The 23,042-nt window shown below is 53.6% G+C and carries 21 protein-coding genes; 18 read left to right on the top strand and 3 right to left on the bottom strand.

The features are described 5' to 3' along the window. Positions 1-72 precede the first annotated feature (72 nt). The 4 genes from KDM89_RS03195 to KDM89_RS03180 all read left to right on the top strand — a co-directional run bounded on the left by KDM89_RS03195 (position 73) and on the right by KDM89_RS03180 (position 4,214). Positions 73-1,491 carry a circularly permuted type 2 ATP-grasp protein gene (locus KDM89_RS03195; protein WP_212686472.1) on the top strand — a complete coding sequence of 473 codons (1,419 nt, stop codon included), beginning with the start codon at positions 73-75 and terminating at the stop codon, positions 1,489-1,491. Between the two features lies 1 nt (position 1,492). Further along, entirely contained in the window at positions 1,493-2,443 is a 951-nt protein-coding gene (locus KDM89_RS03190; protein ID WP_212686471.1) for an alpha-E domain-containing protein, read from the top strand. Between the two features lie 35 nt (positions 2,444-2,478). Then, positions 2,479-3,291 carry a transglutaminase family protein gene (locus tag KDM89_RS03185; RefSeq protein ID WP_212686470.1) on the top strand — a complete coding sequence of 271 codons (813 nt, stop codon included), beginning with the start codon at positions 2,479-2,481 and terminating at the stop codon, positions 3,289-3,291. 122 nt (positions 3,292-3,413) lie between these two features. Continuing rightward, the gene (locus tag KDM89_RS03180) at positions 3,414-4,214 is read left to right on the top strand and encodes a proteasome-type protease (protein WP_212686469.1); all 801 of its coding nucleotides are present in this window, start codon (positions 3,414-3,416) and stop codon (positions 4,212-4,214) included. Between the two features lie 18 nt (positions 4,215-4,232). Here the strand turns inward: KDM89_RS03180 and KDM89_RS03175 are convergent, their stop codons facing one another. The 3 genes from KDM89_RS03175 to purM form a co-directional block, all read right to left on the bottom strand. Continuing rightward, positions 4,233-4,787 (bottom strand): DNA-3-methyladenine glycosylase I, encoded by a 555-nt coding sequence (locus KDM89_RS03175; RefSeq protein ID WP_212686468.1) that lies wholly within the window; start codon positions 4,785-4,787, stop codon positions 4,233-4,235. Positions 4,788-5,216: 429 nt separating this feature from the next. Continuing rightward, positions 5,217-6,662 (bottom strand): S41 family peptidase, encoded by a 1,446-nt coding sequence (locus KDM89_RS03170; RefSeq protein WP_212686467.1) that lies wholly within the window; start codon positions 6,660-6,662, stop codon positions 5,217-5,219. A gap of 168 nt (positions 6,663-6,830) precedes the next feature. Next, positions 6,831-7,874, bottom strand: coding sequence for a phosphoribosylformylglycinamidine cyclo-ligase (gene purM, locus KDM89_RS03165; protein WP_212686466.1), 1,044 nt, complete (start codon positions 7,872-7,874; stop codon positions 6,831-6,833). Between the two features lie 152 nt (positions 7,875-8,026). Here purM and KDM89_RS03160 point away from each other — a divergent pair, with 152 nt between their 5' ends. From KDM89_RS03160 to kdpE, 14 genes are all read left to right on the top strand, one after another. Then, positions 8,027-9,109 (top strand): AI-2E family transporter, encoded by a 1,083-nt coding sequence (locus KDM89_RS03160; RefSeq protein WP_212686465.1) that lies wholly within the window; start codon positions 8,027-8,029, stop codon positions 9,107-9,109. Continuing rightward, positions 9,109-9,783 carry a DnaA regulatory inactivator Hda gene (gene hda, locus KDM89_RS03155; protein ID WP_212686464.1) on the top strand — a complete coding sequence of 225 codons (675 nt, stop codon included), beginning with the start codon at positions 9,109-9,111 and terminating at the stop codon, positions 9,781-9,783. The genes KDM89_RS03160 and hda overlap by 1 nt, the downstream gene beginning before the upstream one ends. Positions 9,784-9,790: 7 nt before the next feature. After that, on the top strand, positions 9,791-10,465 hold the full coding sequence (locus tag KDM89_RS03150; RefSeq protein WP_212686463.1) for a histidinol-phosphatase: 675 nt from the start codon (positions 9,791-9,793) through the stop codon (positions 10,463-10,465). Then, positions 10,462-11,844: a polynucleotide adenylyltransferase PcnB gene (gene pcnB / locus KDM89_RS03145; RefSeq protein WP_212686462.1), complete on the top strand. Its 1,383-nt coding sequence runs from the start codon at positions 10,462-10,464 to the stop codon at positions 11,842-11,844. The genes KDM89_RS03150 and pcnB overlap by 4 nt, the downstream gene beginning before the upstream one ends. Then, positions 11,841-12,314: a 2-amino-4-hydroxy-6-hydroxymethyldihydropteridine diphosphokinase gene (folK, locus tag KDM89_RS03140; protein WP_212686461.1), complete on the top strand. Its 474-nt coding sequence runs from the start codon at positions 11,841-11,843 to the stop codon at positions 12,312-12,314. Before pcnB ends, folK begins: the two co-directional genes overlap by 4 nt. Before the next feature lie 23 nt (positions 12,315-12,337). Beyond that, positions 12,338-12,685, top strand: coding sequence for a DMT family protein (locus KDM89_RS03135; RefSeq protein ID WP_212686460.1), 348 nt, complete (start codon positions 12,338-12,340; stop codon positions 12,683-12,685). Between the two features lie 49 nt (positions 12,686-12,734). Further along, a complete protein-coding gene (panB, locus tag KDM89_RS03130) occupies positions 12,735-13,547 on the top strand; it encodes a 3-methyl-2-oxobutanoate hydroxymethyltransferase (protein ID WP_212686459.1) in 813 nt (270 codons plus the stop codon). Positions 13,548-13,797: 250 nt separating this feature from the next. Beyond that, entirely contained in the window at positions 13,798-14,562 is a 765-nt protein-coding gene (locus KDM89_RS03125; protein ID WP_212686458.1) for a TorF family putative porin, read from the top strand. 264 nt (positions 14,563-14,826) lie between these two features. After that, positions 14,827-14,916 (top strand): K(+)-transporting ATPase subunit F, encoded by a 90-nt coding sequence (gene kdpF / locus KDM89_RS03120; protein WP_212686457.1) that lies wholly within the window; start codon positions 14,827-14,829, stop codon positions 14,914-14,916. A gap of 1 nt (position 14,917) precedes the next feature. Further along, on the top strand, positions 14,918-16,741 hold the full coding sequence (kdpA, locus tag KDM89_RS03115) for a potassium-transporting ATPase subunit KdpA (protein ID WP_212686456.1): 1,824 nt from the start codon (positions 14,918-14,920) through the stop codon (positions 16,739-16,741). Between the two features lie 12 nt (positions 16,742-16,753). Then, the gene (gene kdpB, locus KDM89_RS03110; protein ID WP_212686455.1) at positions 16,754-18,835 is read left to right on the top strand and encodes a potassium-transporting ATPase subunit KdpB; all 2,082 of its coding nucleotides are present in this window, start codon (positions 16,754-16,756) and stop codon (positions 18,833-18,835) included. A gap of 11 nt (positions 18,836-18,846) precedes the next feature. Continuing rightward, the gene (kdpC, locus tag KDM89_RS03105) at positions 18,847-19,419 is read left to right on the top strand and encodes a potassium-transporting ATPase subunit KdpC (protein ID WP_212686454.1); all 573 of its coding nucleotides are present in this window, start codon (positions 18,847-18,849) and stop codon (positions 19,417-19,419) included. Continuing rightward, positions 19,416-22,139 carry a sensor histidine kinase gene (locus KDM89_RS03100; RefSeq protein ID WP_212686453.1) on the top strand — a complete coding sequence of 908 codons (2,724 nt, stop codon included), beginning with the start codon at positions 19,416-19,418 and terminating at the stop codon, positions 22,137-22,139. The genes kdpC and KDM89_RS03100 overlap by 4 nt, the downstream gene beginning before the upstream one ends. Next, positions 22,132-22,824 carry a two-component system response regulator KdpE gene (gene kdpE / locus KDM89_RS03095; protein WP_212686452.1) on the top strand — a complete coding sequence of 231 codons (693 nt, stop codon included), beginning with the start codon at positions 22,132-22,134 and terminating at the stop codon, positions 22,822-22,824. Before KDM89_RS03100 ends, kdpE begins: the two co-directional genes overlap by 8 nt. Positions 22,825-23,042: the final 218 nt, after the last annotated feature.

Raw genomic sequence — 23,042 nt, 5'->3', positions numbered from 1 at the left:
CGTGCCTGTTTCATTTTCCCCGATGAAGCATTCTGAACGGCACCCAGACTGTCTTTTTCCGGAGAGTTTCCTATGCCCGGCTTTTTCGATGAAATGTATGCGGATGACCGCCAGACCGAAGTCCGCGCCCATTACCGACGCTATACCGACTGGCTGGCTCAGCAAAAACCTGAACGGCTTTCCAGAAAACGGGCCGAAGCTGACCTGAGTTTCCGTCGCGTCGGCATTACTTTTGCGGTCTATGGCGATGATGCCGGGACTGAACGCCTGATTCCGTTTGACCAGATTCCGCGCATTATTCCGGCACGCGAATGGGCCACGCTGCAACGCGGTCTGGCGCAGCGGGTGCAAGCGCTGAATATGTTTATTCACGATATTTATCACGACCAGCATATTGTGAAAGCAGGTCTGATTCCTGCCGAACAGATTTACCGCAATGCGCAATACCGTCCGGAAATGCAGGGCATTCATGTCGCGGAAAACATTTATGCGCACATTGCCGGTGTGGATATTGTGCGTGTCGGTGAAGGCGAATTTTACGTACTCGAAGATAATCTGCGGGTACCTTCCGGCGTGTCTTACATGCTGGAAGACCGCAAAATGATGATGCGGCTCTTCCCTGAATTATTCAGCCAGAATCAGATCGCGCCGGTCGATCATTATCCGGACATGCTGCTCGATCATTTGCGTTCAGTCGCTCCGCAGGGAACCGATGATCCTACCGTGGTCGTGATGACGCCGGGTATGTTTAACTCTGCGTATTTTGAGCATGCGTTTCTGGCGCAGCAAATGGGCGTGGAACTGGTTGAAGGCAAAGACTTATTTGTCAACGACAACACCGTGTATATGCGCACCACACGCGGCCCGAAACGGGTGGATGTGATCTATCGTCGTGTCGATGATGATTTTCTCGATCCGCTGGCTTTCCGTCCGGACTCATCGCTGGGCGTACCGGGTTTACTGGCCGTCTACCGTTCCGGTCGCGTGACCTTAGCGAACGCAATCGGTACCGGCGTGGCCGATGACAAATCGATTTATCCGTATGTCGGTGATATGGTGCGCTTCTATCTGGATCAGGATCCGGTGCTGAATAATGTACCAACGTATCAGTGCCGCAAAGCGGATGAACTGACATATGTGCTGGCAAATCTGGACAAATTAGTGGTGAAGGAAGTCCACGGTGCCGGTGGTTACGGCATGCTGGTCGGCCCCGCTGCCAGCAAGGACGAAATCGAACAATTCCGTCTGCGGGTGAAAGCGAATCCGTCTGCCTATATTGCACAACCAACGCTGGCGCTGTCCACCTGCCCTACTTTTGTGGAACAGGGGATTGCACCACGCCATATCGATTTACGGCCGTTTGTCTTGTCCGGAAAAACCACGTCCATGGTACCGGGCGGACTAACCCGTGTTGCGCTGAAAGAAGGTTCACTGGTCGTCAATTCGTCGCAGGGTGGCGGCACCAAAGATACCTGGGTACTGGAGAATTAAGATGCTGAGTCGCACCGCTGACCATTTATTCTGGATGGCCCGTTATATTGAGCGCGCCGAAAATACAGCACGGATGCTGGATGTGCATGTACAAAATTCGATGGTACCGCAACCGGTGGAAGTCGCCGAGCGCGGCTGGCGCGCGCTGCTCAGTATTTCTGAATTACTGGAAGCCTTTGATCATAAATACGGCTTACTGAGCCGCCGCGACGTACTGGATTTTATGGTACGCGATCCGGATAATCCTTCTTCGATTGTGGCCTGCATTGAACAGGCACGTGAAAATGCGCGCGCGGTACGCGGCACGCTAACCACCGAAGTCTGGGAAACCCAGAACGCGACCTGGCTGGAACTGAAAGAAAAATTAAGCAGTGGCGTACTGGAACAGGATCCTGCGCAGTTTTTTGAATGGGTGAAGTTCCGTTCGCATCTGGCGCGCGGTGTGATTCAGGGGACAATGCTGCGCGATGAAGCCTGGAACTTTTTGCAGCTCGGTGCCAGTCTGGAACGGGCGGATAATACTGCGCGTATTCTGGATGTGAAATTCCACGGCGCATCGGATAAGCAAATCAGTGATCCGCTGCGCATTCCGCGTGATTTTTATTACTGGGCAGCCCTGCTGCGCTCGGTATCCGGCTTTGAAATTTACCGCAAAGTGTATCGCGATGTGATCACACCGGAGCGTGTGGCTGAATTGTTGATGCTGCATCCGGACATGCCGCGTTCCCTGCTGGCTTGCATGGATGATGTGATGTTTCAGCTGTCCGAAATCAGAAACGATGTTTCCTCAGATACCGAGCGGTTTGCAGGCCGCTTACATGCGCAGCTGAAATTTTCCCGCATCGAAGAAATTCTGGACAGCGGCCTGCACACCACGCTGACTGAATTTCTTGAAAACATTTATGAACTGGGCAATCGTATCAGCCGCGACTTTCTGGTTCCTTTAGCCTGAGCCTGCCGCCTGCTCCTGACCTGTGAAATGACATTATGGATTTATACATCGAACATCTGACGCGCTATCGCTACTCTCAGGCTTTCAGCTATTCGATACAACAGCTGCGCCTGACACCGCGACAGGAACAGTTTCAGCAAGTCAGACAATGGTCTGTGCAGACGCAGGGACGGCAGAATGCGTTCCGCGATGCGTATCAGAATCCTTCTCATTTGCTGACCATGACCAGCTGGCATGATGATATTTCGATTATAGCTCGCGGCACTGTCAGTACCAGCACGCCACCGCAAGGCAGAGTCAGCGACGGCACCGGCTTGTCTCCGCTGATTTTCATCAACGAAACAAGGCTGACCTGCGCAGACGATGCGATTCGTGCGCTGGCGGCAAGCTGCAGACCACCGCAGCACTTTCGTACCGAACATGCGCTGCAACTGGCAAAAGCCATCGAAGCCGCTGTCAGTTATCAGCCGGGCAGTACGGAAGTCAGCAGTACCGCTGCGGAAGTGCTGCAACAGGGCCAGGGTGTTTGTCAGGATCATACCCATGTCTATCTGGCATGCTGCCACGCACTGGAAATTCCGGCGCGCTATGTGTCCGGTTATCTTGATCCGGAAACCGGTGAAACCGCGCAAACGCATGCCTGGGTGGATGTCTGGGTGGAAGACCATGATTACGCTGGCTGGATCAGTCTGGATGTCACCCATACACGGCTGATGAACAGCTCTTATTGCCGCCTCGCCATTGGCCGTGATTACGATTCCGCTTCACCGGTGCGCGGTGTGCGCCGTGGCGGTGGCAGTGAACAACTGGAAGTGCAGGTCAGCGTTGCCCATTTCGACGGGCAGTGATGACCTGTGGCACTCATCACAATCTGTGTTCGCCATACAAACACGTGTTGCAAGTGTTGCAGACACTGACAGCGCCGGATGATCTCGCTACAATCAGATCAGTCTAACTTTGAAAGTGCAACATGACGTATTGTGTGGGCATGCGCTTGCATGCCGGTCTCGTATTTTTGTCGGATTCCCGCACCAATGCCGGTGTCGATCACATCGGCACCTTCCGAAAAATGTCGGTCTATGAACAGCGCGATGACCGCGTGATGGTACTGATGACTGCCGGTAATCTGTCGATCTCGCAATCGGTACGCGAATTGCTGAATACCTATACCGATGCGCAGGGTTTGTCAGTCTGGAATGCGCCGAATATGTATGAAGCGGCACGCATCCTCGGCGAAACCGTGCGGCTGGTGAATCAGCGCGATGCCAAAGCCTTATCCGGCTTCGGGATAGACTTCAATGTCAGCCTGATTTTCGGTGGTCAGATCGGTAATGAGCGCTGCCGTTTATTTCAGATTTATGCAGCCGGTAATTTCATCGAAGCCCATGATGAAAATACTTACTTCCAGATCGGCGAAGCAAAATACGGCAAACCGATTATCGACCGCGTCGTGAATCCGGATACAAGTCTGGACGATGCTGCCAAATGCGCGCTGATTTCAATGGATTCTACCCTGCGCTCGAATATCTCGGTCGGCCTGCCGCTGGACTTGCTGGTGTATGAAGCCGGCAGTCTGAAAGTTGACCGCTTCGCCATCATTGATGAAAAAAATCCCTACTTCCAGATGATACGCAGCAGCTGGGGTCAGCAACTGAAAACCGTGTTTGAAGGCATTGAAGCACCGGACTGGGAACCGCATAACGATGCTTCGCAAACCGAAACACCGGGCCAGCATCAGCCGGTACGTGTTACGCCACCGGCAGTGGAATAAGCAGCAGCGAGAAGCGAATCAGGCAGGCGTGCGCCAGTCACAACCGGCATCGTGATCGCAAATGATGCCGGTCGCCTGCAGATAGGCGTAAATAATCGTAGAGCCGACGAATTTGAATCCGCGCTTTTTCAGGTCTTTGGAAATCTGATCCGACAAAGGACTGGTGGCGACATGCACGCCATCGGTATGAATGGTTTTGCCCTCCGTCCATCGCCACAGATATGCATCCAGCCCGCCGGTTTCCTGCTTTAACTGCAGATAGCAACGGGCATTGCTGATGGTCGCTTCAATTTTGCGCCGGTTGCGGATAATGCCGGCATTCTGCATCAGCGCTTCCACCTTCGCTGCATCATATTCAGCAATCAGCTCTGCATTCCAGCCATCAAACGCCACGCGGTAAGCCTCGCGCTTGTTCAGCACGGTTTCCCAGCTCAGTCCGGCCTGTGCGCCTTCCAGATTCAGCATTTCAAACAAGCGTAATTCATCATGGCAGGGCACGCCCCACTCTTCATCGTGGTAACGCAGGTACAGCGGATTCGCCGGATTGGCCCAGCGACAGCGTTGCTTTTGCATACAGAGTCCGTTCGTCAGTGATGGCAATCGCAGCATGATATCGCGTCATGGCGCGTCACGACCAGTCACGGCACACCAGCGACAGTAAGGTTCGCATGCTGGCTGGTAACGAAAACCACGGCGCAAGCACCGCTGATTGTGCAAATATCGTCATTTGCCATTTTCTGAGGCCCGGACTTTCTGCCGACGACCGCCGGATTGGTATGCTGAACTCCGCATTTGAGCCTGTTTTGGCCATTTTCAGGCTTTTTCCGGACATGTTCAGCGCCCTGCGGACAAAGCTGGACTGCGTGCCATGTATTCGTGAACTTTGTCCGCGTACTTTCTTCGTATATAAAAAAACACCGGCATGAGTGACACACCGGTGTTTTTGATGGCACAGCCAGTTTGCTGCCACAGCGCTGATGCGCTGAACAGCCTGCAGGCAGGTCAGCGCGCGACTGACGGGCTCAGCAAACGCATTTCTTTCGACAGCGGACGTACCAGCGTAAAGTCTGTCCACGCTGCAGGAATAGCACGCGCTACGCTGACCGGACAAACGCCGGTCTGACGATAGCTGAGCGCAGCAGACAGCATGGATTCCGCTGTATCACCGCGCTGGCGGGTAAAGTCATCAGCGACAGTACAAGTTGCAGCAAAACCGTCAGGATAATCGCCGAAGCCTTTCTGATTCACGCCTTTGAACTGAATCGCGAAATAGGTGTAGCCACAGTTATCCTGCGGAACAAAACCGTAAGGCTTACCACGGGTGGTGTTACCGATCAGATTCACAGAAACATCGACGCCGCGCAGCGAGTTAATCAGAGATTCACTGGCAGAGGCCGTACCTTGCGACACCAGCAGCGTGACTTTGTTCAGACCGAGGTAAGGCAATACCGTACCGTTGACTGCGGTGTTATAGAAAGGATACTGCTTGTTCAGATAAGTCAGTTTGTCGTTATACGTCAGCTGCTCAAACACTTTGCCGGATGTCGGGCCAGGTCCAGCAACCATATAAGCCAGTTCGCTGGCTACATACAACAAGCCACCACCGTTGTAGCGCAGGTCAATCACCAGATCCGTGACATTCTGTGCTTTCAGCTGGCTGATGGCGCTGATCAGTTCCGTTTCGGACTGCGCGATATGCTGGTCAAACACGAAATAGCCGACATTGCCATTCAGCGTAGGAATTACTTTTACCTTGCTGACGGTGGCAACAGAATAAGTTGCCGGTGTCAGGCTTTGCGCTGCTTTACCGGAGAAAGCCAGCTGGTGCGCCGCTAACACGGATGGGAATAATGCTTCATTGATTTTAGCAATGCCGGTGGAGGTAGCGTCATTCACAAAATCGACGCCGTCCACTGCCAGCAATCTGTCACCGCGTTTGATACCGGCTTTGTCGGCAGGCGAACCGGCAGCCACTTCCGCCACAACCCAGTTACGCGGTGGCGCACTGGCTTGCGCCGCCCACTGAATACCGTAATCCTGTGCAATACCCTGCGATTGTGCCTGCCATGAGGCGGTGGTTTGCGACCAGTGGAACTGATCGACCGGCTTGCCGGAAGTTGTCAGCTTAGGAGTTTTCAATACATCGAAATACGCCTGCGGCGTTGCGTAGCTGGCCGGATTGATATTGGCTGGCACGTCCTGATACCACAGATAAGTGTCATTGACGAAAGCCTTCAGATAAGCTTTTTCGGTATCCACCGAACCCTGACGGTCTGCTGTACCGGCTCGCGGCGCAGCGCACTGATTCGCCAGTGCGACAGTGCCATCGTTCTGACCGGCATTGGAACCGCTGCTGTCACTGCTACCGCCTCCGCCGCCACACGCACTGAGCAATGCGCTGACCGCAAGTAAAAGAACCCCAGACTTCAATACAAATTTCTCATTCATCATCGTTTCCTGATTTACTGCACTGAAAAAATCCGTCGCCGGAACGACAGCCACACTTCGCACACATACCAGCACCGGACAGGTTACCGGAATTTTAATTTATAACTTATTAATAAAAAAGCCGCTTCCGAATGAACGGAAGCGGCTTTCACAGTCATACTGTCAGTATCAGACAACAATCGTCTGATGCTCATCACCTTCACGCGCACGGATTTCACCGATACGGGAAACAGTTTCACCGGCAGCCTGCAGATGGGCAATCGCTGCATCCGCATCCTGCTGCGATACAACCACGATCATACCGATACCGCAGTTGAACACGCGGTGCATCTCAGCGTCAGCCACACCACCGTGCTGTTGCAGCCAGGTGAACAGCTTAGGCATTTCCCATGCATCTTTGTGCAATACCGCGGTCAGCTTATCGCCCAGTACACGCGGTACATTTTCCACCAAACCACCGCCGGTGATGTGTGCCATGCCGCGTACTTCGATTTTTTCCATCAGGGACAGCAAAGGCTTCACGTAAATGCGGGTTGGTGCCATCAGTGCATCACCCAGTGTGCGGCCGTCGAATTCTGCGCTCAGATCCGGATTCGCGACTTCGATGATTTTACGTACCAGCGAGAAACCGTTGGAGTGGATACCGGATGAAGCCAGGCCCAAAACAACATCACCCGGCTGAATTTTGGTACCGTCGATAATGCGGGATTTTTCTACCGCACCGACTGCAAAACCAGCCAGATCATATTCGCCGTCAGGATACATCGAAGGCATTTCAGCGGTTTCACCACCGATCAGTGCGCAGCCAGCCTGTTCGCAACCTGCAGCAATACCTTTGATCACAGTGGCTGCAGTGTTGACTTCCAGCTTGCCGCAGGCAAAGTAATCGAGGAAGAACAGTGGCTCAGCGCCCTGTACCAGAATGTCGTTCACACTCATCGCCACCAGATCGATACCGACGGTGTCGTGTTTGTTCAGGTGGAAAGCCAGTTTCAGCTTGGTGCCCACACCGTCCGTACCGGAAACCAGAACCGGTTCCTTGTATTTTTTACTAACTTCAAACATCGCGCCGAAGCCGCCGATGCCAGCCATCACGCCTTCGCGCATTGTACGTTTAGCAAAAGGTTTGATTGCATCAACCAGTGCATCACCGGCGACCATGTCGACGCCAGCGTCAGCATAGGAAAGAGAAACAGGGTTAGAAGTGCTCATGATATTCGTCAGTAGGGACCTGAGGCGGTAAAATAGTGAAATTGCCAGAAATCTGGCGCTGGGCAGTATTCTAACAAAACGACCCGTTATTGACCCGCTTTTTGGGCTCTGGCCTCCGAAAACACAATTAAATTAAGCTTGAAGACCTGAAAATGTCCTTTTCTTTTTCCAGTGAGCAAAAACAAAGCATCATCTGGCTCGGCGTCGGACTGGCACTGCTGCTATTACTGTTTTTACTGGCACCGGTGCTGATGCCCTTCATTGTGTCTGCCATTCTGGCTTACATCCTGAATCCTGCCGTTGATCGCTTAAGTCAGATCCGGCTGCGCCGTTTCAGTATTTCGCGCAGCATGGCCAGTTCGGTAGTGATTTTGTTATTAATTCTGACCAGTCTGGCCATGGTGCTGATACTGGTGCCGGTACTGAAAAAAGAATTACCTTTACTGCAATCACAATTACCGCGTTTTCTGGACCGGCTCGATCAGTTCTCGGCGCCGTTACTCGCGAAATACCACATTCCGGTGCGACTGGACGGCGCAGGCCTGAAAGCCCTGCTGACGGATCAGCTCAGCACCAGCGGTGAGGAAATCGGCAAGGCGATCCTGTCTTCACTGAAAGTCGGCGGTACAGCAGTGATCGGCATCATTGGTAATTTATTATTAATTCCTGTTGTTTTGTTTTACCTGCTGCTCGACTGGCACCATTTGATTGGCCGTATCCGGCACTTTATTCCGCGTCGCTGGATAGACAGTATTACCAAAGCTGTCACGGAAGTCGATGATCTGATGGCGCAATATTTACGCGGACAAATTCTTGTCATGGTGATACTGGCTGTGTTTTACGCCGCTGCGCTGGCGCTGGTCGGCTTTGATCTGGCGCTGCCGGTTGGTATCATGACGGGTTTGCTGGTGTTCATTCCTTATATCGGTTACGGACTCGGCCTTGCGCTGGCAATGATCGGTGCAATACTGCAGTACGACAGTATGAATGGCATTCTTGCAGTTGCCGCCGTCTATACCGTCGGACAATTACTGGAATCCTTTATCCTGACCCCGCGTCTGGTTGGCGAACGCATAGGCTTGCATCCGCTGACTGTGATTTTTGCGCTGATGGCGTTTGGTGAGTTATTCGGGTTCACCGGCATACTGATGGCACTGCCCGTTTCCGCAGTCATGTCGGTTGGTGTCAGTTATCTGCGCCGTTATTACCTCAACAGTTCTTTTTATCGTCAGTGATGAAGCAATTACTTCTGGATCTGGACAGCCAGATCCTGCCTTCCCTGACTACCTTCGTGGTGGGTCAGAATGCGGAACTGGCGCAGTTACTGGGCTTGTTTGCACAACGCACGCCCAGCCTGTACGGTGAACGGTCTGTGTACATCTGGGGCGAAACCGGTGCCGGCAAAACCCATTTGCTGCATGCACTGGCAGACCACCCGCACTCGCGCTACATCCCCGCTACTGCGCCGGAACCGGCATTTGAATTCAGTCCGGACATCAGCCTGTATCTGGTGGATGACTGCGATCAGCTGAACCGGCTGAATCAGATTGCTGCATTTAATTTATTCAACGAAGCCCGTTCACGCGGCGCTTATTTTGTCGCTGCCGGTAATCATCCGCCTATGATCCTGAATGTGCGTGATGACTTACGCACCCGCCTCGGCTGGGGCCTGATTTACCAGTTACACGGTCTGACCGATGAAGACAAAATTGACGCCCTGGAACGTGTTGCCGCTGCCCGTGGCATGCAGGTTTCGGCCGGTGTGATTCCTTACCTGATCACACATTACCAGCGCGACATGAGCAGCCTGACTGCGATGCTGGATCAGCTCGATCATTATTCGCTGGTCACCAAACGCCCGATCACGCTGCCTTTGCTGCGTGAACTCATGCTTCAACAACAAACCTGATACCGCCATGCATCTCGCTTTATTTGATCTGGACCATACGCTGCTGCCCATTGATTCTGACTACGAATGGGGCCAGTTTTTATGCCGTCACGGCATTGTGGATGCAGAACAGTTCGGTCGCCGCAATGCGGATTTTTTTGCGCAGTACCAGGCTGGCACGCTGGATCCGGTTGAATATCTGGAATTCGCACTCGGCACACTGGCTGCGATTCCGCCGCAACAATTGCAAGCCCTGCGTGAGCAATATATGGAAGAAGTCATCCTGCCGGTATTGCACCCTGCTGCTGTCCGCTTACTGCGTCAGCATCAGGACAAAGGCGATCTGACTGCCATCATTACCGCAACCAACCGCTTCGTAACCGAGCCTATCGCCGCTGCTTTAGGTGTGCCGCACTTGCTGGCAGCAGAACCGGAACGCGATGCAAGTGGTAATATCACGGGCAAATTATCCGGCGTTCCCACTTCAGGCAAAGGAAAAGTGACGCATTTACAGCATTGGCTGGCTGCGCAGAACAAACAACTGGCCGATTTCGCCAGCAGTCACTTTTACAGTGACTCACACAATGACATACCGCTGCTGGATGTGGTTACCCATCCGGTCGCAACCAACCCGAACGCAAAATTGCAGCAATATGCTGCTGCGAAGGGCTGGCCTCAGATTACGCTGTTTGAAAAACAATGATTAAGAAATTGATACGAAAAATTCTCGGTGTGCGCTCTGCGGAGCAGACACCCCGTGAGCCCGTGATCCTGAAGGCAAAGGAACACGGCATCGACCGCTCACTGGTTTCCCCGAATGCCATCCGCGTTACCCAGACTTTGCAGGAAGCCGGATTTCAGGCATTCATCGTCGGTGGTGCAGTACGTGACTTGCTGACCGGCGTCAAACCAAAAGACTTCGACATTGCCACCAATGCCACGCCGGAACAGGTAAAACGCTTATTCCGCCGCGCTTTCATCATAGGCCGCCGCTTTCAGATCGTGCATGTGATGTTCGGACAGGAATTGCTGGAAGTAACCACTTTCCGTGGCGCCAGTAATGGTCAGGTACAGAAAGATGCGCATGGCCGTGTGCTGAGCGACAACCACTTCGGTGAGCAGCATGAAGATGCGGCGCGCCGCGACTTTACTGTCAACGCGATGTATTACGATCCGGCATCAGAAACCGTGCTGGACTACCACAATGGCATCAGCGATATCCGCCGTAAAACCCTGAGAATTATCGGTGTACCGGAAGCCCGTTTCCGCGAAGATCCTGTGCGTATGCTGCGCGTCGTGCGCTTTGCTGCCAAGCTGCAATTCAGTATTGATCAGTCCACCCGTGCGCCGATTGCGGTCATGGCACCACTGATCAATAACGTCCCGGCTGCCCGTTTATTCGATGAAATGCTGAAATTGCTGACCAGCGGCCATGCTATGGCTTGTCTGCAGCAATTGCGTTCCGAAGGTTTGCATCACGGTACCCTGCCTTTGCTGGATGTGGTGCTGGAACAGCCTATGGGCGAAAAATTCGTCAAACTCGCACTCAGCAATACCGATGAACGTGTACGTCAGGGCAAAACCGTATCGCCGAGTTTCCTGTTTGCCTCTTTGCTGTGGCATCAGGTACTGGAAAAATGGGAAGCTTACAAAGCCGCCGGTGAATTTCCGATTCCGGCTTTGCATCAGGCCGCTGACGATGTGCTGATGGCACAAACCGATGCGCTGGCGATTCAACGCCGTATTGCTTCGGATATGCGTGATATCTGGGCAATGCAGCCGCGCTTTGAAAAACGTGCAGGCAAAGCTCCGTACAAAATGCTGGAACATCAGCGCCTGCGCGCCGGTTACGATTTCCTGTTACTGCGCTGCGAATCCGGTGAGCTGGACCCTGCGCTCGGTGAATGGTGGACGGGCTTCATGCACGGCGATAACGCAGAACGCGAACGCCTGATTCAGCAAAAGCTGCGCTTACCGGCACATTCTGCAGGCGGTGCAGATGCAAAATCCGGTGCTGCGCGTAAACGCAAACCACGTAAGCGTGGTCCGCGCCGTACCGGCACAGGTAACAACGAATCATGATACGTGCCAGTATCGGTATCGGTGCTAATCTCGGCGATGCGGTGCAAACGGTACAGACCGCGATACAGCGTGTTGGGGCATTGCCGGAAACCCGCCTGATCGCGGCATCATCGCTGTACACCTCTGCCCCGATTGATTCCAGCGGCGATGACTACGTCAATGCCGTGATTCAGATAGACACCGGACTTCCGGCGGAACAATTACTGACGGCTTTACAAGCAATCGAACAGCAGCACGGACGTGAGCGTCCGTACCGGAATGCACCGCGCACGCTGGATCTGGATGTGTTGCTGTACGGTGATCAGCAAATTGCCAGTGTCACGCTGCAGGTTCCGCATCCGCGCATGCATGAACGGGCATTTGTCTTGCTGCCCCTGACGGAAATCGCACCGGAAACACTGATTCCGGGTATCGGCGCCGCATTACCTTTATTGCCGTCGGTCAGTGACCAGCGCATACGCCGGATGTAAATCTCAGCGCGGAAAGGAAGAACATGCAAATTCCCGTTATCGCACAGACCACCGGTCTGCTGATTATGTCGAATGTGTTCATGACCATCGCATGGTATGGCCATCTGAAAAGTCTGTCGGATAAACCATGGTGGATTGCAGCAGTAATCAGCTGGGCGATTGCCTTGTTTGAATACCTGCTCCAGGTACCGGCGAACCGGATCGGTTACACTGAGTACAGTCTGGCGCAGCTGAAAATTCTGCAGGAAGCGCTGACGCTGATTGTGTTTGTTCCGTTTGCCGTATTTTTTATGGGACAACCATTCAAACTTGATTATGTCTGGGCTGCGCTTTGTCTGGTCGGCGCGGTGTATTTTATTTTCCGGAGTTAACCGGACTATGACTGCTGGCAACCAGCTTGCCGCAGGCAGGAGAAATCTGATGGCTGAATATTTACAAGACCGCAAAGCGGTCAGCGTTCCCGGCTTAAAAGCCATGCGCCAGAACGGCGACAAAATCACCATGCTGACATGCTATGACGCCAGCTTTGCGGCGCTGATGGACAGGCATGGTGTGGACATGCTGCTGGTCGGTGATTCACTGGGCATGGTTTGTCAGGGACATGACTCAACACTGCCGGTAACGACCGATGATGTTGCATATCACACTGCCAGTGTGGCGCGCGGCAGCAAAAAAGCGCTGATCGTGGCAGACATGCCATTCGGCACCTGCGGCAGTCCGGAAACTACGTATCAGCACGCTGTTAAGCTGATGCAAGCCGGCGCGCACATGGTCAAAATTGAAGGCGGCAGCTGGTTAGTGCCGACCATACGTTATCTGACCGAGCGCTCAGTACCGGTGTGCGCGCATCTGGGCCTGACGCCGCAATCGGTGCATCAGCTCGGTGGCTACAAAGTGCAGGGCAAAACGGATGCGGCAGCAGACTTGCTGAAGAAAGAAGCGCTGGCAGTACAGGAAGCCGGTGCAGCAGTACTGGTGCTGGAAGCGATTCCGGCAGAACTGGGCAAGGAGGTAACTGCCCTGCTCGATATCCCGACCATAGGCATCGGTGCGGGCCCGGATTGTTCCGGCCAGGTACTGGTCATGCATGACATGCTGGGTGTGTTCCCGGGACGCAAGGCCCGCTTCGTGAAAAACTTCATGGATGGTCAGACCAGCATAGGCGCCGCAGTCGACGCTTATGTTGCAGCCGTCAAGGATGGCAGTTTCCCTGCACCGGAACACTGTTTCTGAAGCTAGCTAAAGCTAACACTAACGGCACCTGCGGGTGCCGTTAGCATTTGAAGCAGACACCTCCAATGCACAGGATATTGCATCAGCACATCTGGCTGACAATGGGAAACAACATTAGAAGTCCACTCAACATTTCTTCATGACTCCCCGTTTACAGCACTGATCGAAATTTTTACAACATCTTAATACTTCGAAGACTAAGCTTATCCATCTGAATATTTTTCTTCATTCTGATGAATAAGGAGTCTCAATGAAATTAGCACTTGCCACTGGAGCCGCATTATTTTGTGGTCTGTTAAACAATCTGCACGCAGAAGAAACCAAGCCCGAGCATGAATTCAGCTGGAATGCCGGTATTGCCAGCGAATATCGCTATCGCGGTATTTCTCAGACACGTCTTGATCCGGCGCTGCAAGGTGGCGCCGATTATGTACACAATCCAGATGGTTTATATTTGGGTACATGGCTATCGACAATCAAGTGGATTAAGGACACACCGGGTGCTGGCAGCACTCCTGCTGAGTGGGATATTTATGCCGGCAAAAAGGGGCAACTCGGTGCTGACATCAGTTACGACGCGGGCGCACTGGCCTACGTTTATCTGAATAACAAGCTGGATCAGGCAGGATTAAAAGATGCGAATACCCTTGAATTTTATGGCCAGCTGAGCGCAGGTCCCGCCTATCTGAAATACTCGCATGCGGTGACAAATCTGTTTGGCATCCCCGACAGTAAAAACAGTGGATATCTGGATGCTGGTCTGAATTTTGATCTGGGCGCAGATTACACGTTCAACATGCATGCCGGTTATCAGAAAGTACGGGGAATGAATTCTCAGGCAGCAACGTACACCGACTTTAAACTCGGCGTCACTAAAGAATGGAAACAGCACGGCGTCACTGTCAGCCTGGCTGTCATCGGCACAAATGCAGATAAAGTGTTTTACGCATCACCGGCCAACGGACAATTCATGGGAAAAAGCCGCCTTGTGATGACTGCAGTCAAATCCTTCTGACCACACATTTTCAGTACGATCATGAAAAAGCGCCTGACGGCGCTTTTTTTTCGCCCCCTGCATACCTGCTGCAATCCGGGCATTTACGCTTTTTTTACGCTGCCCGAAAAAAGCTATACACCGTCTTTACTGCGATTTTTCTATCGTAGAGGCTCCTTCTATACAGGAGTCTGAAATGGATTTGATTTACATCGGGTACACCCTGCTGTTCGCAGCAATCACATGCGCACTCATCGCCGGATGCCATCGTTTAAGAGGTGGCAAATGAGTATTTTCCAGATCATCGCAGCCATTCTGGTGCTGCTGCTCGCCGCATATCTGATTTATGCGCTGATACAACCCGAGGATTTTTAAGATGCATCATTCTGCTTTTTTTCAGATCGCACTGTACCTGCTGGTACTGACTGCGATCGCAGTTCCACTGGGAAAACACATGGCCCGTGTCCTCAGTGGTGAACGTCACTGGCTATCCACTGTTCTTGCTCCGGTGGAAAAACTGATACTGCGTGCTGCAGGTGTGCGCGCAGAGCAGGAAATGCACTGGAAACACTATGCGCTGGCACTGATTGCATTCAATTTAACTGGTGCAATTGCTGTCTATCTGCTACAGCGTTTTCAGGATGTTTTGCCACTGAATCCGCAACAGCTGGGTGCCGTCAGTCCTGATTCTGCATTCAATACTGCCATCAGCTTTGTGACGAATACTAACTGGCAAGGCTATGGCGGCGAATCCACGATGGGTTACCTGACGCAAATGCTGGCGCTGGCTGTTCAGAACTTTTTGTCGGCAGCAACAGGTATTGCCGTAGTCGCAGCTCTGATTCGCGGCTTTGCCCGTCACAACGCTTCGGAAATCGGAAACTTCTGGGCTGATGTTGTGCGCGGCACCGTCCATATCCTGCTGCCTTTGTCCTTGATCACGGCCACGCTGCTGATGAGTCAGGGCGTGATCCAGAATTTCGATGCCTACAAAACTGTCAGCCTGACCGAGAAAATCGATTATCAGGCCGCAAAGACCGATGCACAGGGCGCACCCTTGCTGGATAAAGAAGGTAAACCGCTGACAGAAGCTGCCTCGACTGACACCCAGACTTTACCTATGGGGCCGGTTGCATCGCAGGAAGCGATCAAAATGATCGGCACCAACGGCGGTGGATTCTTTAATGCGAATTCCGCGCATCCGTTTGAAAATCCGACACCGTTCTCGAATTTCATCCAGATGCTGGCGATCTTTGTAATACCCGCCGGTTTATGCATCACTTTCGGTACGATGGTAAGCGACAGACGTCAGGGCTGGGCTTTGTATGCAACGATGACGATTCTGTTCACCGCCTTTGCCTTTATCGCGATCAATGCAGAACAAGCCGGTAACCCGCTGCTGAATGCATTACAGATTGACCAATCAGATCACGCGCAAATCGCCAGCTACACAGCACAAGCAGGCGGCAATATGGAAGGTAAAGAAAGCCGCTTCGGCATCGTGGCTTCCGGCTTATTTGCAACCGTCACCACCGCGGCTTCCTGCGGCGCAGTGAATGCGATGCACGACAGCTTTACGCCGCTGGGCGGCATGGTGCCTATGGTACTGATGCAGCTTGGTGAAGTGGTGTTTGGCGGCGTCGGTTCCGGCTTATACGGCATGCTGATCTTCGCATTGCTGGCTGTGTTTATTGCCGGACTGATGATAGGCCGCACGCCGGAATATCTCGGTAAAAAAATCGAAGCCTATGACATGAAAATGGTATCGATTGCGATTCTGACCGGGCCTTTACTGGTACTGGCCGGAACAGCTATTTCCGTGATGCTGACCGATGGAAAAGCCGGGATCGCCAATCCCGGGGCGCATGGCTTCAGTGAAATTCTGTATGCCTTCGTTTCCGCTGCAAACAACAATGGCAGCGCATTTGCTGGACTCTCTGCCAATACGCCCTATTACAACCTGATGCTTGGCATTGCGATGTGGTTCGGACGTTTTCTGATGATCGTACCGGTACTTGCAATTGCCGGGTCGCTGGCATCAAAAAAACGTCTGACGCCGAATGCCGGAACGCTGCCGACGCATGGCCCGCTTTTTGTCGCTCTGTTGCTCGGCACCGTCATTATCGTAGGCGCACTGACGTACATCCCCGCGCTGGCACTTGGCCCTGTGGTGGAACATCTGATCATGATTGCGCAGTAAGGAAGAATCCAAATGAATCATCAACATCAATTATCTTTGTTCAGTAAGCAATTGCTGATGCCCGCCATTGCGGGGGCATTCCGCAAACTGAATCCGAAAACACAATTAAAAAATCCGGTCATGTTTGTCGTTTATGCCGGCAGTATTCTGACCACCGCGCTTGCAGTTCAGGCGCTGACTGGCGAAGGCGAAGCACCTGCTGGTTTCATTCTGGCGACTTGTCTGTGGTTATGGTTCACTGTTCTGTTTGCCAATTTTGCCGAAGCACTGGCAGAAGGCCGCAGCAAAGCACAGGCAGAATCATTGCGCAGCGCAAAGCAGGATGTACGCGCAAGAAAACTGAATACAGCTGCACGTAATGCCACGCAGATTCTGGTCAACGGATCTTCGCTGCGCAAGGGCGATATCGTGCTGGTTGAGGCGGGTGATGTGATTCCTGCCGACGGTGACGTCATCGAAGGTGTTGCGTCCGTTGATGAATCTGCGATTACCGGAGAGTCTGCACCGGTGATTCGTGAATCCGGCGGTGATTTCAGTGCCGTTACCGGTGGTACAAGGGTTTTATCAGACTGGCTGATCATCCGTATCAGTGTCAATCCGGGTGAAGCCTTTCTGGACCGTATGATTGCGATGGTGGAAGGTGCAAAACGGCAGAAAACGCCGAATGAAATCGCACTGACAATTCTGCTGGTTGCACTGACACTGGTGTTTCTGATGGCAACAGCAACATTATTTCCGTTTTCAGCCTTCAGCACCGAAGCCGCGGGCGGCGGAAGCACGGTCACAATCACGGTACTGGTCGCTCTGCTGGTTTGTCTGATTCCTACCACCATCGGCGGTTTGCTGTCGGCGATTGGTGTTGCCGGTATGAGCCGTATGATGCAGGCGAATGTGATTGCCACATCCGGGCGTGCGGTGGAAGCTGCCGGTGATGTGGATGTGTTGTTGCTCGATAAAACCGGCACGATTACGCTGGGTAACCGCCAGGCAGCCGCGTTTTATGCCGCACCCGGCATCTCCGAAGCGCAACTGGCTGACGCTGCGCAATTATCTTCGCTGGCAGATGAAACACCGGAAGGCCGCAGTATTGTGGTTCTGGCCAAGCAACGCTTTGCCCTGCGCGAACGTGACATGGAAAAACTGCAGGCAGAATTTATTCCTTTCACCGCGCAGACAAGAATGAGCGGCGTGGATCTGCATTCCGGCAATACAGTTCGCCGCATCCGCAAAGGTTCTGCCGATGCCATCCGTCGTTATCTGAATGAGTCGGGACAAGCGCTGCCGCCCGCCATTTCCGAAACTGTGGATCAGATTGCACGTCAGGGCAGCACGCCGCTGGTGGTGATTGATGATCAGACCGTGATGGGCGTGATTGAGCTGAAAGATATCGTAAAGGGCGGCATACGCGAACGCTTTGCAGAACTGCGCCGCATGGGCATCAAAACCATCATGATTACCGGTGACAACCGTTTGACTGCTGCCGCCATCGCAGCCGAAGCCGGTGTTGATGATTTTCTGGCCGAAGCGACACCGGAAGATAAACTGCGGCTGATACGCCAGCATCAGGCTGAAGGCAAACTGGTCGCAATGACCGGCGACGGCACCAATGATGCACCGGCGCTGGCGCAAGCGGATGTCGCCGTTGCGATGAACAGCGGTACTCAGGCGGCCAAAGAAGCAGGCAATATGGTGGATCTGGATTCGAATCCGACCAAGCTGATCGAAATTGTGGAAATCGGCAAGCAGATGCTGATGACACGCGGCGCACTGACCACCTTCAGTATTGCAAATGATGTTGCGAAATACTTTGCAATCATTCCGGCTGCGTTTGCAAGCACTTATCCGCAACTGAATGCGCTGAACCTGATGCACTTAAGCAGCCCTGCCAGCGCCATGATGTCGGCTGTGATTTTCAATGCCCTGATTATTATTTTTCTGATTCCGCTGGCCCTACAGGGAGTGCGCTACCGTGCGCTGGGAGCAGCCGTGTTATTGCGCCGTAACTTACTGATTTACGGCTTGGGCGGACTGGTTGTGCCATTTATCGGCATCAAACTGATTGATATTGTACTGACCGTCTTCGGTCTGATCTGAGGAGAAATTTCATGCAAATCTTACGCCCTGCGCTGACAAGTTTTGTACTGCTGTCCGCCATCACCGGCATCCTGTATCCGCTGGCTGTAACCGGCATCGGTCAGGCAGCATTTCCTGATCAGGTCAACGGAAGCCTGATCAGGCAGTCCGGTCAGATCAAAGGTTCTGAACTGATCGGCCAGCAGTTCAGCCAGCCACGTTATTTCTGGGGCCGCCCTTCTGCTACCGCTCCGTTTGCTTACAATGGTCTGGCATCCGGCGGTTCAAATCTGGGCCCGACCAATCCGGCACTGAAAACGGCGGTGGAAGAAAGAATCAAAGCCTTGCGTGAGGCTGATCTCGAAAACACAGCGCCGGTGCCAGTCGATCTGGTCACCGCTTCCGCCAGCGGACTGGACCCGCATATCAGCCCTGCTGCAGCAGAATATCAGTTGCAGCGCGTGGCGAAAGCACGCGGTCTGCAGGCAAAACAAGTTCGTCAGCTGGTCACGCAATACACGGAAGCACCGCAGTTCGGCATCTTTGGCGAAGAACGTGTTAACGTATTGAAACTGAATCTTGCACTGGATAGTCTGAAACCATGAATGTCGCCCGCCCCGATCCCGATACCCTGCTCGGCAAACTGCAGCGCGAGGAAGAACGCGCCGCACGCGGACACCTGAAGATTTTCTTCGGTGCCTGTGCTGGCGTTGGCAAAACCTGCGCAATGCTGCGCGCAGCCCATGCTGAACGGGAAAAGGGCCGCGACATCGTCACAGGTGTGATCGAAACCCACGGACGGAAAGAAACGCAGCAACTGGCTGACGGCCTGGAAGTCCTGCCACCACGGGCAATTTCTTACAAAGATAAGACGCTGTATGAATTTGATCTGGATGCCGCGCTGCAGCGCAAACCGGCGCTGATACTGATGGATGAACTGGCACACAGCAATATTGCCGGATCGCGCCACAGTAAGCGCTGGCAGGATGTGGAAGAATTACTGAGCGCAGGTATCAGCGTGTACACCACGGTCAATGTACAGCATCTGGAAACCCTGAATGACATCGTCGGACAAATCACCGGCATACGGGTATGGGAAACCGTACCCGACCGTATCTTTGATATGGCCGATGAAATCATGCTGGTCGATATTCCACCGGATGAATTGCTGCGCCGTTTGCAAGAAGGTAAGGTTTATCTGGAACAGCAGGCACAGCGCGCCGCCAGACATTTTTTCCGCAAAGGAAATCTGATTGCGCTGCGTGAGCTGGCATTACGCCGCACTGCCGATCAGGTCGATGTGGCAATGCGCGACTACCGCGCAGACAAATCCATACAGCAGGTATGGCAGGCAAAAGAACGATTGATGCTGTGTGTACCGCCAGGTGCAGCGGCGCTGAAACTGGTACGCAGCGCTGGCAGGCTGGCCAGCGGTTTACGGGCTGACTGGATTGCTGTGTTTATCGAAACAGAAGAAAACGCAGCCTCTGACAGCAGCAGCGAAGCCCAGCGCAAAGCCATGAAACTGGCAGCAGAGCTGGGCGCAGAAACCACCACGCTGGCGGGTGAAGATATTGCCGGACTGGTGCTGGCCTATGCCCACAGCCGCAATGTATCGCGGCTGGTCATTCCCAGAGAACACCGGCACTGGCTGCAACGGGTAAGACAGTTTGGCCGCCCTGCGCTGGCAGATGCTCTCAGTAAACGCGATCATCACCTGGATATTATTCTGATTCATGCCGAGGCAGCTGAATCAGTTTCCGCGCCCGAAACCGCCGGCGTGCAACGCTGGCTGAATGCGGAAACAGGAACAGGCTCGTTTGCCGGTTTTGGCTGGGCAGCGCTCGCCTGCACTGCCATCACGGCTTTGTCCGGTGTGCTGACACATTTTTTTGATCTGGCAAATGTGGTCATGCTGTATCTGCTGGCGGTCGTACTGATCTCGGTGAAACTCGGTCGTAATGCTGCGGTGTTCGGCTGTTTTCTCAGTGTTGCCAGTTTTGACTTCTTCTTTGTACCACCGCGATTTTCTTTCAACGTCTCTGACAGCCAGTATTTACTGACTTTTTTTGTGATGCTGGCGGTGTCGCTGATCATCAGTCAGCTGACCGCCACCCTGCGCGCGCAAACGCTGACGGCGCATTACCGTGAACGGCGTACCAGTGCCTTGTACACAACCAGCAAAGCTTTGTCCGGTGCGCTGATGTATGAACAGATTATTGAGATCGCGCTGGAACACCTGACGCCGGTGTTTCAGGCCCGCATTGCGATTCTGCTGCCGGATAGTCAGGATGTGCTGCGGCAACCGGTAATCAGCACGACTGCGGCGCATGATGCCTTACTGCCGGAACCGGATCTCAGCGTTGCGCAATGGGTGTACAGCCATCATCAGGCCGCCGGACTGGGCACCGATACGCTGCCCTCTGCATCAGCGCTGTACGTACCGCTGCGCGCGCCGATGCGCACCCGTGGCGTACTGGCGATTGCACCGCTGCAGAACGGGCTTCCATTCCCGCCGGATCAGCAATTACTGCTGGATACCTTTGCAGCACAAATCGCGCTGGCACTGGAGCGGGTGCATTATGTGGAAGTCGCGCAGGATGCGGTGGTCAGCATGGAAGCCGAACGCTTACGCAATTCGCTGTTATCCGCGGTATCACATGATTTGCGTACACCGCTGACGGCGATTGTGGGTCTGGCCAGTACGCTGCAACAGGATCTGGCGGCAACGCAACGCGATGAGCTGAACAAAGCCTTGCTGGAAGAATCGCTGCGCATGAACGGACTGGTGGTGAATCTGCTGGAAATGGCGCGCCTGCAATCCGGAAAAGTCACGCTGCAAAAACAATGGCAGCCGGTGGAAGAAGTCATCGGCAGCGCCTTGCGTGCCAGCGCACAGGCACTGAAATCCTGTCAGATATCCACACAGCTGGCACCGGATCTGCCGCTGGTGGAACTGGATGCTGTCTTAATCGAACGGGTCTTGTGCAATCTGCTGGAAAACGCAGCGCGCTACGGTCATGGCGAAATTCAGTTGCGGGCAACAGCGGATGACGGCGCAATGCTGATCAGCGTTTGCGATAACGGCCCCGGCTTACCGGCTGGTGTCGATATTTTTGAAAAATTCACCCGCGGCAATCCGGAAGCTGCCAGCCCCGGCGTTGGACTGGGACTGGCGATTTGTGAGACTATCATGCGCGTTCATCACGGCAGCATCCGGGCTGAAAACCGCGCTGAGGGCGGCGCCTGTCTGACCATCACGCTGCCGCTGGGTGAACATCCGCCGCTGCCGCCGTCAGCTGAAGAAGAGTACGAACATGAGTGAATCACGCCTGAACATCATCCTGATTGAAGATGAAAAACAAATCCGCCGTTTCCTGACTACTGCACTGGAAGCAGAAGGCATGAGCGTGTTTGAAAGTGAAACCGCGAAACAGGGTTTGATACAGTGTGCCACCCGCAAGCCGGATCTGGTCATCGCTGATCTCGGATTGCCGGATATGGATGGTGTGCAGCTGATCCGCGAACTGCGCAGCTGGAGCAGCATTCCCGTGATCGTTTTATCAGCCCGCACACAAGAAAGTGAAAAAGTCGCAGCGCTGGATGCCGGTGCAGATGACTTCCTGACCAAGCCCTTCGGCGTGGCAGAACTGATGGCACGCATACGCGCACATTTACGCCGCCGCCAGCCGGAAACCGCGCAGCAGGAATCGCTGTTTTGTATCGGTGAGATTCAGATTGATTTCAGCCTGCGCACCATCATGCGCAAAGGCGAAGCAGTACATCTGAGCCCGATTGAGTACCGTTTACTGAGCACCCTGTGCCGCCATCCCGGCAAGGTACTGACGCATCAGCAATTGCTGAAAGAAGTCTGGGGGCCGGGCAATCTGGAAAACGGACATTATCTGCGTATTTACATGGCGAACCTGCGCCAGAAGCTGGAAGACGAACCGGCGCAACCTGTGCATTTCATTACCGAAACCGGCGTTGGCTATCGTCTGGTGTTGTGAACATCCCGGCTGAAGGCTAAAACCACCCTCCTACCGTCATTTTTTGCCTCAAATGCGGACTTTCGCACAGGCATACGGCGGTCGTCGGCAGAAAGTCCGGCTCTCCGTAAATCAGGTTTGACGATATCCGCATAATTTACAGCCCGGGTAGCAGCCTGTTGCACTTCAGTCACCGGAATACGCTGCCCGGCGGACAAAGCAAGGTTGCTGCGCAAAAA

This window comes from Cognatundibacterium luofuense (genome assembly GCF_018139685.1).
Lineage (GTDB): Bacteria > Pseudomonadota > Gammaproteobacteria > Burkholderiales > Burkholderiaceae_D > Undibacterium > Undibacterium luofuense.
This window is presented reverse-complemented; position numbering and strand designations above follow the sequence as displayed.

Bases quoted from the DNA above. Each gene is read 5' to 3' on its own strand.
- KDM89_RS03195 (WP_212686472.1), top strand. From the start codon at position 73: ATGCCCGGCTTTTTCGATGAAATGTATGCGGATGACCGCCAGACCGAA.
- KDM89_RS03190 (WP_212686471.1), top strand. From the start codon at position 1,493: ATGCTGAGTCGCACCGCTGACCATTTATTCTGGATGGCCCGTTATATT.
- KDM89_RS03185 (WP_212686470.1), top strand. From the start codon at position 2,479: ATGGATTTATACATCGAACATCTGACGCGCTATCGCTACTCTCAGGCT.
- KDM89_RS03180 (WP_212686469.1), top strand. From the start codon at position 3,414: ATGACGTATTGTGTGGGCATGCGCTTGCATGCCGGTCTCGTATTTTTG.
- KDM89_RS03175 (WP_212686468.1), bottom strand. From the start codon at position 4,787: ATGCAAAAGCAACGCTGTCGCTGGGCCAATCCGGCGAATCCGCTGTAC.
- KDM89_RS03170 (WP_212686467.1), bottom strand. From the start codon at position 6,662: ATGAATGAGAAATTTGTATTGAAGTCTGGGGTTCTTTTACTTGCGGTC.
- purM (WP_212686466.1), bottom strand. From the start codon at position 7,874: ATGAGCACTTCTAACCCTGTTTCTCTTTCCTATGCTGACGCTGGCGTC.
- KDM89_RS03160 (WP_212686465.1), top strand. From the start codon at position 8,027: ATGTCCTTTTCTTTTTCCAGTGAGCAAAAACAAAGCATCATCTGGCTC.
- hda (WP_212686464.1), top strand. From the start codon at position 9,109: ATGAAGCAATTACTTCTGGATCTGGACAGCCAGATCCTGCCTTCCCTG.
- KDM89_RS03150 (WP_212686463.1), top strand. From the start codon at position 9,791: ATGCATCTCGCTTTATTTGATCTGGACCATACGCTGCTGCCCATTGAT.
- pcnB (WP_212686462.1), top strand. From the start codon at position 10,462: ATGATTAAGAAATTGATACGAAAAATTCTCGGTGTGCGCTCTGCGGAG.
- folK (WP_212686461.1), top strand. From the start codon at position 11,841: ATGATACGTGCCAGTATCGGTATCGGTGCTAATCTCGGCGATGCGGTG.
- KDM89_RS03135 (WP_212686460.1), top strand. From the start codon at position 12,338: ATGCAAATTCCCGTTATCGCACAGACCACCGGTCTGCTGATTATGTCG.
- panB (WP_212686459.1), top strand. From the start codon at position 12,735: ATGGCTGAATATTTACAAGACCGCAAAGCGGTCAGCGTTCCCGGCTTA.
- KDM89_RS03125 (WP_212686458.1), top strand. From the start codon at position 13,798: ATGAAATTAGCACTTGCCACTGGAGCCGCATTATTTTGTGGTCTGTTA.
- kdpF (WP_212686457.1), top strand. From the start codon at position 14,827: ATGAGTATTTTCCAGATCATCGCAGCCATTCTGGTGCTGCTGCTCGCC.
- kdpA (WP_212686456.1), top strand. From the start codon at position 14,918: ATGCATCATTCTGCTTTTTTTCAGATCGCACTGTACCTGCTGGTACTG.
- kdpB (WP_212686455.1), top strand. From the start codon at position 16,754: ATGAATCATCAACATCAATTATCTTTGTTCAGTAAGCAATTGCTGATG.
- kdpC (WP_212686454.1), top strand. From the start codon at position 18,847: ATGCAAATCTTACGCCCTGCGCTGACAAGTTTTGTACTGCTGTCCGCC.
- KDM89_RS03100 (WP_212686453.1), top strand. From the start codon at position 19,416: ATGAATGTCGCCCGCCCCGATCCCGATACCCTGCTCGGCAAACTGCAG.
- kdpE (WP_212686452.1), top strand. From the start codon at position 22,132: ATGAGTGAATCACGCCTGAACATCATCCTGATTGAAGATGAAAAACAA.